At 73.6% G+C, this 14,405-nt stretch carries 13 protein-coding genes; 10 read left to right on the top strand and 3 right to left on the bottom strand.

The genetic code is table 11. From position 1 onward, the window contains the following. Positions 1–4 precede the first annotated feature (4 nt). Positions 5–262 carry a PLD nuclease N-terminal domain-containing protein gene (locus AB3M34_RS19320; protein WP_370616389.1) on the bottom strand — a complete coding sequence of 86 codons (258 nt, stop codon included), beginning with the start codon at positions 260–262 and terminating at the stop codon, positions 5–7. Positions 263–323: 61 nt separating this feature from the next. Here AB3M34_RS19320 and AB3M34_RS19315 point away from each other — a divergent pair, with 61 nt between their 5' ends. The 8 genes from AB3M34_RS19315 (at position 324) to AB3M34_RS19280 (ending at position 9,678) form a co-directional block, all read left to right on the top strand. Further along, positions 324–1,289, top strand: coding sequence for a threonine ammonia-lyase (locus AB3M34_RS19315; RefSeq protein ID WP_370616388.1), 966 nt, complete (start codon positions 324–326; stop codon positions 1,287–1,289). A 72-nt stretch (positions 1,290–1,361) separates the two neighbouring features. Next, positions 1,362–2,591 carry a sensor histidine kinase gene (locus AB3M34_RS19310; protein ID WP_370616387.1) on the top strand — a complete coding sequence of 410 codons (1,230 nt, stop codon included), beginning with the start codon at positions 1,362–1,364 and terminating at the stop codon, positions 2,589–2,591. Continuing rightward, the gene (locus tag AB3M34_RS19305; RefSeq protein ID WP_370616385.1) at positions 2,588–3,283 is read left to right on the top strand and encodes a response regulator; all 696 of its coding nucleotides are present in this window, start codon (positions 2,588–2,590) and stop codon (positions 3,281–3,283) included. The genes AB3M34_RS19310 and AB3M34_RS19305 overlap by 4 nt, the downstream gene beginning before the upstream one ends. Positions 3,284–3,380: 97 nt before the next feature. Continuing rightward, entirely contained in the window at positions 3,381–4,160 is a 780-nt protein-coding gene (locus AB3M34_RS19300; RefSeq protein ID WP_370616384.1) for an ABC transporter ATP-binding protein, read from the top strand. After that, positions 4,160–6,592: an ABC transporter permease gene (locus AB3M34_RS19295; RefSeq protein WP_370616382.1), complete on the top strand. Its 2,433-nt coding sequence runs from the start codon at positions 4,160–4,162 to the stop codon at positions 6,590–6,592. The genes AB3M34_RS19300 and AB3M34_RS19295 overlap by 1 nt, the downstream gene beginning before the upstream one ends. Positions 6,593–6,688: 96 nt before the next feature. Further along, complete coding sequence (locus tag AB3M34_RS19290) at positions 6,689–8,287, top strand: serine/threonine-protein kinase (protein ID WP_370616380.1); 1,599 nt, start codon at positions 6,689–6,691, stop codon at positions 8,285–8,287. A gap of 35 nt (positions 8,288–8,322) precedes the next feature. Next, positions 8,323–8,589 carry a DUF4229 domain-containing protein gene (locus tag AB3M34_RS19285; protein WP_370616378.1) on the top strand — a complete coding sequence of 89 codons (267 nt, stop codon included), beginning with the start codon at positions 8,323–8,325 and terminating at the stop codon, positions 8,587–8,589. A gap of 6 nt (positions 8,590–8,595) precedes the next feature. Further along, positions 8,596–9,678, top strand: a complete 1,083-nt coding sequence (locus tag AB3M34_RS19280; protein ID WP_370616376.1) for a PLP-dependent cysteine synthase family protein — start codon at positions 8,596–8,598, stop codon at positions 9,676–9,678. Here AB3M34_RS19280 and AB3M34_RS19275 read toward each other — a convergent pair. Both AB3M34_RS19275 and AB3M34_RS19270 read right to left on the bottom strand, forming a co-directional pair. Continuing rightward, complete coding sequence (locus tag AB3M34_RS19275; protein WP_370616375.1) at positions 9,668–11,197, bottom strand: glycerol-3-phosphate dehydrogenase/oxidase; 1,530 nt, start codon at positions 11,195–11,197, stop codon at positions 9,668–9,670. The two genes, AB3M34_RS19280 and AB3M34_RS19275, sit on opposite strands and share 11 nt — an antisense overlap. A 4-nt stretch (positions 11,198–11,201) precedes the next feature. Continuing rightward, entirely contained in the window at positions 11,202–11,867 is a 666-nt protein-coding gene (locus AB3M34_RS19270; protein ID WP_370616373.1) for a TetR/AcrR family transcriptional regulator, read from the bottom strand. 48 nt (positions 11,868–11,915) lie between these two features. Between AB3M34_RS19270 and AB3M34_RS19265 the strand changes: the two genes are divergently transcribed. Then, positions 11,916–13,520 carry an FAD-binding oxidoreductase gene (locus tag AB3M34_RS19265; protein WP_370616372.1) on the top strand — a complete coding sequence of 535 codons (1,605 nt, stop codon included), beginning with the start codon at positions 11,916–11,918 and terminating at the stop codon, positions 13,518–13,520. Continuing rightward, positions 13,517–14,401, top strand: coding sequence for a diacylglycerol/lipid kinase family protein (locus AB3M34_RS19260; protein ID WP_370616371.1), 885 nt, complete (start codon positions 13,517–13,519; stop codon positions 14,399–14,401). Before AB3M34_RS19265 ends, AB3M34_RS19260 begins: the two co-directional genes overlap by 4 nt. The last annotated feature ends 4 nt before the right edge of the window (positions 14,402–14,405 follow it).

Raw genomic sequence — 14,405 nt, 5'->3', positions numbered from 1 at the left:
CGGCTCAGAGGCCGCGCAGGAAGTCAGGGTCGTCGTCGGGACCCCGGGCGAACGGGCGCTGCGGGCGCGGGGGACCGGCCGGCTTGGTGCGGACCTTGCCGAACACGAGCCAGGCCGCGACGCCGAGCGCCGGGATCAGGACCACCAAGACCCACAGCGGCTTCGGCAGGTAGCGGACGCGGTCGCGCGGCGTGGCGATGACGTCGAAGAGGGCGTACACCGCGAGCGCGATGACGATGATGATCGGTATCGCCTTCCCCATGACTTCACCCTACCTGCGCGCACGAAGCGGCGGGGCCCGTCAGCGGACCTAGGGTGGGTGCATGAGCGACTCCCGTGCCCTCGTCTCCCTCGACGACGTCCGCGCCGCCGCCGAGCGCATCGCGTCGAGCTGCCTGCGCACCCCCGTGGTGCCGCTCGTGGCCGCCGACGGGTCGGTGCCGTTCCTGCTGAAGGCCGAGGGGCTCCAGCCGACGGGCGCGTTCAAGCTCAGGGGCGCGACCAACGCGATCGCGCTCCTCGACGACGAGCAGCGGCGTGCCGGTGTGGTGACCCACTCGTCCGGCAACCATGCACAGGCCGTCGCCTACGCGGCCAGGGCCGCCGGCGTCCAGGCCATCATCGTCATCCCCGACTCCGCGCCGGACATCAAGGTCGCGGCGACCGCGCGGTGGGGCGCCGAGATCGTCCGGGTCCCGGCCGCGGAGCGTCTCCAGCGGGCCGAGCAGATCGCCTCCGACACCGGCGCCGAGCTGATCCCGCCGTACGACGACGCCCGGGTGATCGCCGGCCAGGGGACGGTCGGGCTGGAGGTCGTCGAGCAGGTACCCGACCTCGACGTGGTCGTGGTCCCGGTCAGCGGCGGCGGCCTCGTCAGCGGCATCGCGGCAGCGGTGAAGGCCCTGCGACCCGACGTGCGCGTCGTGGCGGTCGAGCCGGAGCTCGCCGGCGACCTCGCCGAGGGCTGGGCGGCCGGTGAGCGGCGGGTGTGGCCGGTCGCCGACACGCAGCGGACGGTGGCCGACGGACTCCGGACGGACTCGGTCGGCCTGCTCAACTGGGACCACATCACCGCCTTCGTCGACGACGTGGTCACGGTGTCCGACGACGACATCCTGACCGCTGTCGGGACGGTCGTCCGCGGCTCGCGGCTCGTCGTGGAGGCGAGCGGAGCGGTGGCTGCGGCAGCGCTCCTCCACGACCGGGTCGACGTGGGGGACGGGACCGCCGTGGCGATCGCCTCGGGAGCCAACATCGACCCCGACGTGCTCGCCCGGCTGATCGGCTGACCCGTCCACCACGGGTCGCAGATCCGACCGTGGTCTGATGGGCGGCACCGGATCGGCGCATACCCTGGCGGGGTGAGGACCCTGACGGCGTGGACGCGCGCGCACCCGTTCGCGATGGACGTGGTTCTCGCCTGTGCGCTGGCACTCCCGCTGGTCCCGTTCGCGCTGTTCGACGGCTCCATGCGCAGCGACGCCGCGTACCAGATCGTCATCTTCGTCCCGTTGGCCTGGCGGCGTACGGCGCCGGTCGCCTCGTTCGCCGCGGTCGCCGTCCTGCTGGCGGGGCAGCTGGTCCTCACCGATGTGCCGCTCTACGGCGACGTGGCGCTGCTGTTCTCGCTGTACGCGATCGCGGCGTACGGCCCGGTGTGGGCCCGTCGGGCGGGTCTCGGTGTCGGCCTCCTGGGGGCCGTGCTCTCGACGATCGACTGGTACCGCGTCTCGCCCGACGTCAACGAGATCGCCACCGTCGTGATGATGAGCCTGGTCGTGCTCGCTCCGTGGGCGTTCGGGGCCTACCTGCGCACCCGGCGCGACTACGTCGCAGGGCTCGAGGAGCGGGCCCGTCAGCTCGAGCGCGACGCCGCCCAGCAGGCACAGATCGCGGCTGCCGCCGAGCGTGCCCGCATCGCGCGCGAGATGCACGACGTCGTCGCGCACAGCCTGTCCGTGATCGTCGTGCAGGCCGACGGTGCCCTGTACGCGTCGCGCACCCGCCCCGAGGTGGCGACCGAGACGCTGGAGACGATCTCGCGGACCTCTCGCCAGTCGCTGGCGGAGATGCGGAGACTTCTCGGGCTGCTCCGCGACGAGGACGACTCCGGCGACGGTGCGACGTCGCGGGCGCCGATGCCGACCGCTGCGGACGTCCCGACGCTGATCGAGCAGGTCCGCGAGAGCGGGCTCGACGTCCGCATCGAGGCCCACGGGGATCCGAGACGCGTCGACACGGCGTCGGGTCTCACGGTGTACCGCGTCGTGCAGGAGGCGCTCACCAACACGCTGAAGCACGCGGGTCCGGACGTCCGGGCACGGGTCCAGCTGACCGTGGCAGGCGACCACGTCCTCGTCCGGGTCGAGGACGACGGGGGGTCCCGCGGTCTTCCGGCCGGCCCGGCCGGAGCGAGCGCCGGAGCGAGCGCCGTCCCCGCCGTCGCGACGACCGTGCCGCCGGGCGGGCACGGCATCCGAGGCATCCGCGAGCGCATCGCGATCCACGACGGCACCGTTGAGGCGGGCCCGCTCAGCGGTGGCGGGTTCCGGGTGGAGGCCCACATCCCGTACGGCCCGGAGGCGAAGTGACCACACCGCACGACGACGTGGTGAGGACCCGCCCCCTCAGGGTGTTCCTCGTCGACGACCAGCAGCTCGTACGCGCCGGGTTCCGGATGCTCGTGGACTCGCAGCCGGACATGGAGGTGGTCGGCGAGGCTGCCGACGGTCTCGAAGCGGTGGAGCGGCTCTCGGTGACGACCGCCGACGTCGTGCTCATGGACGTACGCATGCCCCGGCTCGACGGCGTCGCCGCGACACGGGCGCTCACCCGACGCGGCATCACCGCGCGCATCGTGGTCCTGACGACGTTCGACCTCGACGAGTACGTCCACAACGGCCTGCGCGCAGGTGCGTCGGCGTTCCTGCTCAAGGACACGCCGCCCGAGGTGCTGCTCGCCGCGATCCGTGACGTCCACCGCGGCGAGGCGGTGGTGGCCCCGAGTGCGACCCGGCGGCTGCTCGAGCGGTTCGCCGACCAGCTCCCGGGTGCCACGCCGCCGGCCGAGCCGAGGCTGGCGGCGCTCACGGACCGGGAACGGGAGGTGCTGCTCCTCGTGGCGCAGGGCCTGACCAACCCGGAGATCGCCGCGCGCCTCGTGGTGGCCGAGCCGACCGTGAAGACCCACGTGGGGAGGCTGCTCTCGAAGACCGGCAGCCGCGACCGGGTCCAGCTCGTCGTCCTCGCGTACGACGCCGGGCTCGTGCGGCCCGCGAGCTGACCGGTCCCGCGACGTCCGACCACGGTATGACCTCGCGGCCGCGAGACCGGCCCGCAGGTCGACGCCCGCGGTGCCTCCTCGTTCCTAGCGTGGTGGCATGGCAACGATCCCTGCACCCTCGCTCGGCGGAGCAGCCGCCGCGACACCCACCTCGACGGTCGCCGCCCGCACCCGCGACCTGACCAAGACGTACGGCCGCGGGCACGCGGAGGTCCGCGCGCTCAACGGCGTCGACCTCGATGTCGAACGGGCGCGGCTCACGGCGATCATGGGGCCGTCGGGCTCCGGCAAGTCGACGCTCATGCACTGCCTCGCGGGCCTCGACACCCCCACCTCGGGAGCGGTCGAGGTCGCGGGGGTCGCGCTCGCCGACCTCGACGACACCGCGCTCACGCGATTCCGGCGCGAGCACGTCGGCTTCGTCTTCCAGGCCTTCAACCTGCTCCCGACCCTCACCGCGCGGCAGAACATCGTGCTGCCGCTCGACCTCGCCGGCCGCGACCCCGACTGGGACCGTCTCGACACGCTCGTCGACGTCCTGGGTCTCGCCGACCGGCTCTCCCACCGCCCGTCGGAGCTGTCCGGAGGGCAGCAGCAGCGGGTCGCGATCGCGCGCGCGCTCCTCTCGTCGCCGGACGTGGTGTTCGCCGACGAGCCGACCGGCAACCTCGACAGCCGCTCGAGCGGGGAGGTGCTCGGGTTCCTGCGGCGCTCGGTCGACGAGCTCGGTCAGACGGTCGTGATGGTCACGCACGAGCCGACGGCTGCCGCGTACGCGGACCGCGTGGTGCTCCTGCGCGACGGGCGGCTGGCGGGGACCCTCGACCGGCCGAGCCCTGAGGACGTCGTCGCTGCGATCGCCGGGCTGGGTGGCTGATGCGTACCGTCCTGTGGGGCTCGCTGCGGGCCCATTCCCGCCGGTACGTGACGGCGGCCGCCGCGATCGTGATGGCGGTGGCGTTCATGGTCGCGGTCAACGCGCTGAGCGGCGCGGCGCGTGACGGTCTGCGGGCCGACGTCGTGGCGCAGTACGCCGGTACCGACCTCGTCGTCGACGTGTCGTCGGACGACCGCGGAGAAGCCGACCGGTTCGGGCAAGCGGTCCGGGAGGTCGACGGAGTGGACGCCGCCGTCGTGAACGCGACGGGGTACGTCGACGTGGCGGCCGGGTCCGGCGCCCGCATGATGAGCGTCGGCACGCTCGCAGCGGACGCGGACCTGCGGTGGCAGGAGGTCGTCGAGGGCACGGCGCCGCGGCGACCGGACGAGGCGATGATGGCGCGGTCGAGCGCCGAGCGGTACGGCGTCGCGATCGGCGACGTCGCGGAGCTGGAGGGCGAGCGGGTCGTCGTGACCGGATTCTCGGGGAGCCCCAGTGGCGCGCTAGGTGCGTCGGTCTACGTGTCGGAGGCGGTCGCGTCCCGGCTCGGCGACGCGCTGCTGCCGGTCGACGTGTCGGTACGCACGGACGCCGACGCCTCCATGGACACGGTCACGGCATCCCTCGACACCGCCCTGGGATCTGGCGGGACGCACACGGTCGTCGACCGTGACTCCTGGGTGGACACCACGATCCTGGAGGCGACCAAGGACGTGGACGTCCTGCAGCGCCTCGTCCTCGTGTTCGCCGCCATCGCGGCGTTCGTCGGCACCCTGGTGATCGCCAACACCATCACGATCGTCCTGGCTCAACGCCGCCGCGAGCTCGCGCTGCTGCGCTGCGTGGGAGCCACACGCCGCCAGATCGTGCGGGCGCTCCGGTTCGAGTCGGTGGTGCTCGGGGCAGGAGCGGCGGCGACCGGCGTCCTGCTCGGGTGGATGCTCGGGCTCGGTGCGGTGGCCGCGTTGAAGGCGTCGGGGTCCGGGCTGGCGCTCGGGGCGGTGTCGGTGACTCCGGCGGGGGTCGTCGTGCCGTTCGTCATCGGCGTCCTCGCCGCGGTCGGCGCGACCGTGCTGCCGGTGCGACGCATCGCGCGCGTCGCCCCGCTCGAAGCGCTCCGGCCCCACGAGACGACGGGGCTGACCGGTCGACCCGGCCGTGTCCGCGTCGTGCTCGGCACCGTACTGCTCGCGCTGGGCGCGGCAGGTCTCGTGGTCGGGACGGGTGACCTCCTCGTCGTCGGGCTCGCCGGGGGCATGGCGGCGTTCCTCGGCGTCGTGGTCCTGGCACCGCTCGTGGTGCCGGCCCTGCTCCGGCTCGCCGGTCCGGTCGTCGCATCGACCGGCGTCGCGGGGCGGCTCGCCTCCGCGAACGTCGTCCGAAACCCGCGACGTACGGCGTCGACGGCGACCGCGCTCCTGGTGGGCGTCACCCTCATCACGATGGTGGTCGTCGGTACGGCGTCGCTGCGCACGACGGTCGACGGCGAGCTCGACCGCGACTACGCCCTCGACGCGGCGGTCGTCGCGACCGAGGCACCGCTCGCTCCCGAGGTCGAGGACCGCGTCGCCGACGTCGAGGGGGTCGACGCGGTCGCGACGCTGCCGGGAGCCGACGTCGACCTGGACGGCCGTCGTGTCCTGGTCCTCGAGGTCGGTCCGGAGGCTGCCGCGGTCCTGCACGGCGGGCAGGCCCTGCCGCGCAGCGGTCAGCTGGTCGTGGGCGGCGAGCTCGCCGACGCGGCGGACCTCTCGTTCGGGGCGTCGTCGCGCCTGCGGACTCCCTCCGGCGAGGTCGACGTACGACCGCGGTGGGGTGGATCGCTCGGCGAGGTCGCCCTGGTGGGGCCGGGCGTCCTGGCCGAGCTCGGCGCCACCGTCGCCCCGCGCGCGGTGTGGGCGCGCGGAGCGGACGGGGCGTCCGGCGAGCAGGTCCTCGCGGACGTGGCCGCGATCGCCGACCCGGTCGGGGCCACCGTCGCAGGGAGCCTGGCGCAGCGGTCCTGGATCACGCTCCAGATGGACGTGATGCTGGCCGTCACAGTCGGTCTGCTGGCCGTCGCGGTCCTGATCGCGGTGGTCGGCATGGCGGGGACGCTCAGCCTCTCCGTGCTGGAGCGGTCCCGCGAGAACGCCCTGCTCCGGGCGCTCGGCCTCACCCGGCGCGGGCTCCGCGGCACGATGGCAGCCGAGGCGCTGCTCATGGCGGGGGTGGCGGCGGTGATCGGGACCGCCCTCGGCGGGACGTTCGCCTGGCTCGGGGTGCGGTCGCTGACGGAAGGCCTGATCGACGACCTCGCGTTCACGGTGCCGTGGCTTCAGGTGGCCGTGGTGCTCGTCGCCGCGACCGCGACGGGGCTGCTCGCATCGGTCCTGCCGGCCCGCCGGGCGGCGCGTGTCGCGCCTGCCGAGGGGATCGCGATGCTCTGACGCCGCCCACCAGGAGTCATGTTCGCCTCGTACCCATCGACCCTTCACAATGGAGGAGGCCATCGTCGTGCGACGGTGGCCTCCTGACGAGGAGAGGTGGGTCCGCGCTCGATGTCGGAGTCGGCGAACGACCGGGTCGGCGAGCTCGTCGACGGGCGCTACCGTCTGTTGGCACTCGTCGGGCGAGGGGGCATGGCCGACGTCTACCGGGCCAGGGACGAGGTCCTCGGGCGCACGGTCGCGGTGAAGATGATGCGGGCCGAGGCGGGCGTCGAGGTCGAGGACGCGCTGCGCCGGCACGAGATGGAGGCCAAGATCGGGGCCGGCGTGTCGCACCCCGGCGTCGTGACGGTCTTCGACGTCCAGCCGAGCTCGGACAACCCGTACCTCGTCATGGAGTTCGTCCCCGGCAAGACGCTGAGCCGCGTGCTGGTGGACGGCGCGATGGCGCCGGTGGTGGTGGCCGACATCGGTGCACAGCTCGGTGATGCGCTCGCCGCCATCCACGAGGCGGGAGTCGTCCACCGCGACATCAAGCCGTCCAACGCGATGCTCGTCGAGCAGGGAGACGGTTCGTACCAGGTCAAGCTCACCGACTTCGGCGTCTCCCGCTACCTCGAGGGCACCCGGCTCACCTCGCCGGACCTCCTCGTCGGCACGGCGCGCTACCTGAGCCCGGAGCAGGCCGTCCTGGACGAGGTCGGTCCGCGGGCCGACGTCTACGCGCTGGGGCTCGTGCTGCTCGAGGCGCTGACGGGGGAGGAGGCCTTCCCGGGCAGCCGGGTCGAGACGTTGTCCGCCCGTCTCCACCGTCCGCCGCGCATCCCGGCCGAGCTCGGCGACGGGTGGGCGCTCGCGCTCGGGGCGATGACGCGCCGCGACCCCGACGAGCGCCCGGACGCCGCGGGTGCGGCCGCCGCGCTGCGGGCGGTGCGTGACGGTCGCGACGTCGCGGCCGTCCTGACGGCTGCGGGTGTCACCGTGCCCGACCCTGAAGGCGACGCCACGGTCGTCGGTGCTCCTGCGGTCGAGGACGACCCCACGATCGCGGCGGCAGTCGGCGGTGCAGGGGTCGCCGCAGCCGCGGGCGCAGCCGCCGGGCTCGCCGGTGCGGGCGCGGCGCAGGCCGCAGAGCCCGGCACAGCCCCGCTGGACGCCGTCGGTCCCGAGACCGAGACTGCCGACGCCGCCGCGGACCCCGCAACCGACCCCGGGGACGCAGCCGGCGCCGGGGACGCGACTGAGGGCGCCGGAGCCGCAGCCGCGGCCGAGCCGTCGCCGTGGGCGAAGAGGGCCCCGTGGATCGTGGTCGCCCTGGTGGTCGTGGCTGCCGTCGCCGCGGTCTGGCTGGTGCTGGCCAGCGTCGACGATCCCGAGCGGCCCACCGACGACCCGACGCCGACGCCGACGCCGACACCGTCCGAGGTGACGCCGTCAGCGACGACCGAGCCGACCACGACGGCGACGTCGGAACCGACGGAGACGACACCGCCGACCACGGACCCGACGACGGCTCCGACGACCACGCCGCCGACGACCGAGCCGACGACGGCTCCGACGACCACGCCGCCGACGACCGAGCCGACGACGGCTCCGACGACCACGCCGCCGCCGACGACGCAGACGCCTGAGCCCACCGACGACGGCAACGCGCTGCCCCCACCGCCGTCGGACGACCCGACCGACGGTCCGTAGGCGTCGCGTGTGCCGCCTCCGGGTACCCTCGGAGCGTGAGTGCGTTCCTCCGTTACACCCTCGCCCGGCTCGGATTCTTCCTCGTGGCGTTCGTCGTCGTCGGCCTGGTGTCGTCGATCTGGCTCGAGTGGAACTCGGTGACGGGGCTGTGGGTGGCGCTCATCGCGCTGGCGATCTCCGCGGTCGCGTCGTTGTTCCTGCTGCGCCACATGCGCGACGAGGTGGCGCTGTCGATGAAGGCGCGCGCCGACAAGATGCACGAGCGGTACGAGGCGGCCCGCAGCGCCGAGGACGTGGACTGACCCCTCGTGCCCCGATCGGATCCGCAGCGTCGCTCCTGGGTCGATGAGGCGATCCGACGTGTCGACGCCGACGCCAACCGGAGCGCGGACACGCACCTGCACGTCTTCCCGCTGCCGGGTGGCCCCGGCATCGAGCTGTACCTGAAGGACGAGTCCATCCACCCGACCGGCTCGCTGAAGCACCGGCTCGCCCGCTCGCTCTTCCTCTACGCGCTCTGCAACGGCTGGGTCGGGCCCGGCACGACGATCGTCGAGGCGTCGAGCGGCTCGACCGCGATCAGCGAGGCGTACTTCGCACGTCTCATCGGCGTCCCGTTCGTCGCGGTGATGCCGCGGAGCACCAGCGCGCGCAAGATCGCGCTCATCGAGTGGTACGGAGGGCGGTGCCACTTCGTGGACGAGGCCCCCGACATGTACGCCGAGGCTGCGCGGCTCGCGCGCGAGTGCGGCGGCCACTACATGGACCAGTTCACCTTCGCCGAACGCGCGACCGACTGGCGCGGCAACAACAACATCGCCGAGTCGATCTTCGCGCAGCTCGAGAAGGAGCGGCACCCCGTCCCCGCGTGGGTCGTGGTCAGCGCCGGCACCGGTGGGACGTCGGCCACGATCGGGCGCTACGTCCGCTACCGCCGGCACGTGACGAGGGTGATGGTCGCCGATCCGGAGAACTCGGCCTTCCTCGACGGGTGGGACCTCGACACGTCCGACTACACGACGGGTGCGGCCTCGCGGATCGAGGGCATCGGCCGCCCGCGCGTGGAGCCGTCGTTCGTCGGCGGCGTCATCGACGACATGGTGCGCGTTCCCGACGCCGCGTCGATCGCCGCGATGCGCTGGTGCAGCCGACGCCTCGGGCGCAGCGTCGGCGGCTCCACGGGCACGAACATGTGGGGTGCGCTGACCGTGATCGAGCGCATGCGGGCGGCGGGCGAGACCGGGAGCGTGGTGACGCTGCTGTGCGACTCGGGCGACCGCTACGTCTCGACGTACTACGACGACGCGTGGGTCGCCGAGCACGGTCTCGACCTCACGCCGTACGAGGCCGTGCTCGCCGAGCTCGAGGAGACCGGCCGCTTCACCGGCTGAGGGCGGCCTCGGCGAAGGGGAGCGCGAGCTCACGGTCGGCGGCGACCAGGCCGACGCGCGTACGGCGGTCGAGCAGGTCGTCGACGTCGAGCGCGCCCTCGTGGCGTACGGCCCAGCGCAGCTCCGCGGGCACGGTCGGGACGTGCGGTGCGAGGGGCTCGAGCAGCGACCGGTCGCCGCCCGCCTCGGCGACGACGTCGGTGGCCTCGGTGCCGTACCGGGCGACGAGTCGGGCTGGTGCGACGATCCCGCCGAGGGTCGCCCGGTCCGCGGAGCCGACGAGCGGCAGGTTCGTCGTACGGCAGGGCCCTGCGCTGCGGCCGGACGCGGTCAGCGCGGCGTCCACGGCGTCCTCGGCCATCCGTCGGTACGTCGTGAGCTTGCCGCCGACCACGCTGACCAGGCCGTCGTCGCCGGTGAGCACCACGTGCTTGCGGGAGAGGTCGGACGTCTCGCCCTCGCCGGCGTCGAGCAGCGGGCGCAGCCCTGAGAACGTGCCGATGACGTCGTCGCGGGTGAGCGGGCGTTGGAGCGACAGCGAGACCGTCTCCAGGAGGAAGGTGATCTCGTCCTCGCTCGCCGTCGGGACGTCGGGGATCTCGCCGTGCACCTCCTCGTCGGTCAGCCCGATGTAGACGCGGCCGTCGCCGGCGGGGAGGACGAGGATGAAACGGGAGGAGGTGCCCGGGACCGGCAGGTTGAGCGCCCCCGTCAGACCGCCGAGCGTCTCGTCGCGCACGACGAGGTGGGTGCCGCGGCTGGGGCGCATGGTGATGCCGTCGGCGAGCGTGCCCGCCCACACGCCTGCGGCGTTGACGACCATCCGGGCGTCGACCTGCAGGGTCGACCCGGTCAGCTCGTCGCGCAGCAGGGCGCCGGTGCCGCTGACCTCGACCGCCGCCGTACGGGTCAGGACCCGTGCGCCGAGCGAGGCGGCGGTGCGGGCGAGGGCGACCACGAGGCGGACGTCGTCGACGAGCTGGCCGTCCCAGAAGACGAGCCCACCGCGGAGTCCTTCCGCCCGAACGGTCGGCGCGTAGCGGCGCACCTCCATGCCCGACACGCGTCGGGAGCGCGGGAGGATCGCGTTGGACGTCCCGGCCGCGCGGCGCAGGGTGTCCCCGGCGAGCTGCCCGGCGCGGATCATCGCTGCCGTCCGGTGGCTGACCGACTCCGTGAGCGGGAAGACGTTGGGGAGCGCCCGTACGAGGTGGGGAGCCGTGCGCTCGATGAGGATCGCGCGTTCGTGGGCGCTCTCGTACGCGATGCCGACGTGGCCTGTCGCGAGGTAGCGCAGGCCGCCGTGGACGAGCTTGGAGCTCCAGCGGCTCGTGCCGAAGGCCAGGTCGTGCTTGTCCACCAGGACCACGGAGAGCCCGCGCGACGCCGCGTCGAGCGCGACCCCGGCGCCGGTGACGCCTCCGCCGACGACGAGCAGGTCGACGACGCCACCACCGGCGAGGTCGTCGAGGTCACGCTCGCGTCGCGTGGCGTTCAGGGACGAGGAGGCTGAGGGCATCGAGTCAGTCCTGGGAGAGGTCGGGAGCGAGGTAGCGGTCGAGGGCGACGGCGAGCTGGCCGTCGAGCTCGGCGAGGACGGGCCCGGGGCCACCGGTCGAGCCCGTCACCATGGGTGCGGTGATGACGAACGACCAGGCGAGCAGCAGGACCGTACGGGCCTGCAGCGCGACGTCGAGAGGGCGGATCGAACCGTCCGCGTGCCCCTCGCGGATGCCGTTCTCGAGCACCTGGACGACGTGCGTGCTCGTGCGGCCCATGCGCTGGAAGACGTAGGGGACGAGGAACTCCGGGTCGGACTCGATGATCGCCTGCTGCACCGGGTGGACGCGGATCATCGCGACGGTGCGGACGACGGCGTCGACGAGGCGGTCGCGGCCGACCGTGATCTCCTCACGGTTGGCCTCGGCGATGACGGCGACCCACTCGCGGGTGAGCAGCGCGGCGACGGCGGAGCGTACGTTCTCCCAGCGCCGGTAGAGGGTCGCTCGGGCGACGCCCGCGCGGGTCGCGATCTCGGCCATCGTCAGCCGGTCGAGTCCGTGCTCGAGGAGCCCGCCGGCGACCGCGTCGAGGATGCGGTCCTCGGGGATGGCGTTGCCGGCGTCGGCCGGGCGGGCGCGGAGGCGCTCGAGGTCCGAGCCGGCACCACCATTGAAACGTTTGGACATGATGTGTTCAACTGTACACGACAACGCAGGTCGAGAACGGAGCGGCGAATGTCTGAGACGGACGTCCCGGTGGTGGACTTCGCACCGGACCGGTGGGGCAATCCGGAGCACGCGATCACGCTCCCCGCAGCGACCCAGGCAGCCCTCGACGCGCTCGGCATCCGGCCGGGCCGGGCGCCGGTCGACCTGCAGGACGTCGCGCTCCCCGACGTCGTCGTACCGGACGAGGCGCGTACGGCGCTGGCCGCCGCGGTCGGGCCGGCCCACGTCAGCGACGCGGCGCACGACCGCCTGCGCCACACCCGCGGGTGGTCGACGCCCGACATCCTCAAGATGCGTGCGGGCGACGCGGGCGACGCGCCCGACCTCGTCGTCCGCCCGGGCTCGCACGACGAGGTGGTCGCCGTGCTGCAGGTCTGCGCCGACGCGCACGTCGCCGTCGTGCCGTACTCGGGTGGCACGTCGGTCGTGGGCGGGCTCGCCCCCGACCGCGCCGGGTTCGCCGGCGTCGTCGCGCTCGACCTCGCCCGCCTGGACGCCCTGGTCGTGCTCGACGTGGTCTCACGCACCGCGACGCTGCAGGCGGGGATGCGCGGTCCGCGCGCCGAGGAGCTGCTGCAGGCCGAGGGATACACGCTCGGACACTTCCCGCAGTCGTACGAGGGTGCCTCGATCGGCGGTTACGCGGCGGCGCGCTCGGCCGGTCAGTCGTCGGCCGGCTACGGGCGCTTCGACGACATGGTCGTCGGTCTCGTCGTCGCGACACCGCGCGGCACCCTCGAGATCGGCACCGCGCCGCAGTCCGCGGCGGGTCCCGACCTGCGTCAGCTCGTGCTCGGTTCGGAAGGAGCGTTCGGCGTGATCACGTCCGTCACCGTCCGGCTGCGCCGCGTGCCGCGCGAGCGCGTCTTCGAGGGGTGGCGGTTCCCGTCGTTCGAGTCCGGCGCCGAGGCCCTCCGGCGGCTCGCGCAGGACGGCCCGCTGCCGACCGTGCTGCGTCTGTCCGACGAGGCGGAGACCGCGATCAACCTCTCCGACCCGTCGGGCGGGCCGACCGGGGAGGCGTCCGGCTGCCTCGCGATCACCGGGTACGAGGGCGAGCCCGACGACGTCGCGTCCCGGCGCGCCGCCGCCAGCGCCGTCATCGAGGAGTGCGGCGGCGTCGCCGTCGGGACCGACGCGGGCGAGAGGTGGCGGACCGGGCGTTTCCACGGGCCGTACCTGCGCGACCCGCTGCTCGACGCGGGCGCGTTCGTCGAGACGCTCGAGACCGTCACGTGGTGGTCGAACGTCGCACGCCTCAAGGCCGCCGTGACCGAGGCGGTCCAGGCATCGCTGGGAGCGCAGGGGACGCCCGCGATCGTGCTCTGCCACGTCTCGCACGTGTACGAGACCGGCGCGTCGCTGTACTTCACGGTCGCGTGCGCCCAGGGCGAGGACGCGCTCGGCCAGTGGGCCGAGGCCAAGGCGGCCGCGAACGCCGCGATCCGACGCGCCGGTGCTGCGATCAGCCACCACCACGGCGTCGGCACCGACCACCGCGACACGTACGACGAGGAGATCGGACCGCTCGGGAGGGATATCCTGCGCGCTGTGAAGGCAACGCTCGATCCGACCGGTGTGCTGAACCCGGGCGTCCTGGTGGCGCGGTGACCGCGGCCGCGTTCACCGCGCTCGTGAACCCGATCTCCGGCCAGCGGCATGCGCCTGACGCCTGGGAGGCGGTCTCCCAGCGGCTGCGTGACGCCGGTGCCGAGGTCGCGACGGTCGTCACGGAGAGTGCGCAGCACGCCGCCGCCGCGGCGGCCGACCTGGCGCGTTCGGGCCGCGTGGTGGTGGCGGTCGGCGGAGACGGCATGGTGCGCGACGTGGCCGGTGGCGTCGTCGCGGGCGAGGGCACCATGGCGATCGTCCCCGCAGGGCGCGGCAACGACTTCGCCCACAAGGTCGGCATCCCGGACGACCCCGCGAGCGTCGCGGCGGTGCTGCTCGGCGGCCACGTCCGCGCCGTCGACGTGATGGACGCCGACGGCGTCGTGATCCCGGGCAACGTCTACGTCGGCGTCGACTCGCGGGCGACGCAGCTGATCAACCGGATGCGCCGGTTCCCACCGGTCTTCGCCTACCGCGCCGCCGGTCCGGTCGCGATGATCACCTGGCGGGCGCCGACCTTCACCCTCACGACCGACCACGGCACCCGCACCGTACGCGCGCACAGCGTGATCGCGGCCAACTCGGGGGGGTACGGGCACGGGCTCAAGATCGTGCCGTCCGCCGAGGTCGACGACGGTCTCATCGACCTGCTGATCGCCCGCACCGACGGGCTCGGCCGACGCAACATGGCGGCGTACATGAACGAGGCCAAGACCGGCCGTCACGTCGAGCGCGACGCCGTCGAGGTGCTCCGGACGACGAGCGTCACGATCGAGACCGACCGACCGGTCCCGCTCGGCCTCGACGGGGACGAGCTCGGGGTGCTGCCGGTCACGGTCCGCATCCTGCCGAAGGCGCTCCGACTGGTCGTACCCGCCTGATCGG

Source organism: Mumia sp. Pv4-285 (assembly GCF_041320275.1).
Classification (GTDB): Bacteria; Actinomycetota; Actinomycetes; order Propionibacteriales; family Nocardioidaceae; genus Mumia; species Mumia qirimensis.
Note: the sequence above shows the minus strand (reverse complement) of the source record. Positions and strands in the feature narration are given on the sequence as shown.

Excerpts from the sequence above, each read along its gene's own strand:
- AB3M34_RS19300 (WP_370616384.1), top strand. The coding sequence starts at position 3,381 with ATGGCAACGATCCCTGCACCCTCGCTCGGCGGAGCAGCCGCCGCGACA.
- AB3M34_RS19265 (WP_370616372.1), top strand. The coding sequence starts at position 11,916 with ATGTCTGAGACGGACGTCCCGGTGGTGGACTTCGCACCGGACCGGTGG.
- AB3M34_RS19315 (WP_370616388.1), top strand. The coding sequence starts at position 324 with ATGAGCGACTCCCGTGCCCTCGTCTCCCTCGACGACGTCCGCGCCGCC.
- AB3M34_RS19270 (WP_370616373.1), bottom strand. The coding sequence starts at position 11,867 with ATGTCCAAACGTTTCAATGGTGGTGCCGGCTCGGACCTCGAGCGCCTC.
- AB3M34_RS19320 (WP_370616389.1), bottom strand. The coding sequence starts at position 262 with ATGGGGAAGGCGATACCGATCATCATCGTCATCGCGCTCGCGGTGTAC.
- AB3M34_RS19295 (WP_370616382.1), top strand. The coding sequence starts at position 4,160 with ATGCGTACCGTCCTGTGGGGCTCGCTGCGGGCCCATTCCCGCCGGTAC.
- AB3M34_RS19275 (WP_370616375.1), bottom strand. The coding sequence starts at position 11,197 with ATGCCCTCAGCCTCCTCGTCCCTGAACGCCACGCGACGCGAGCGTGAC.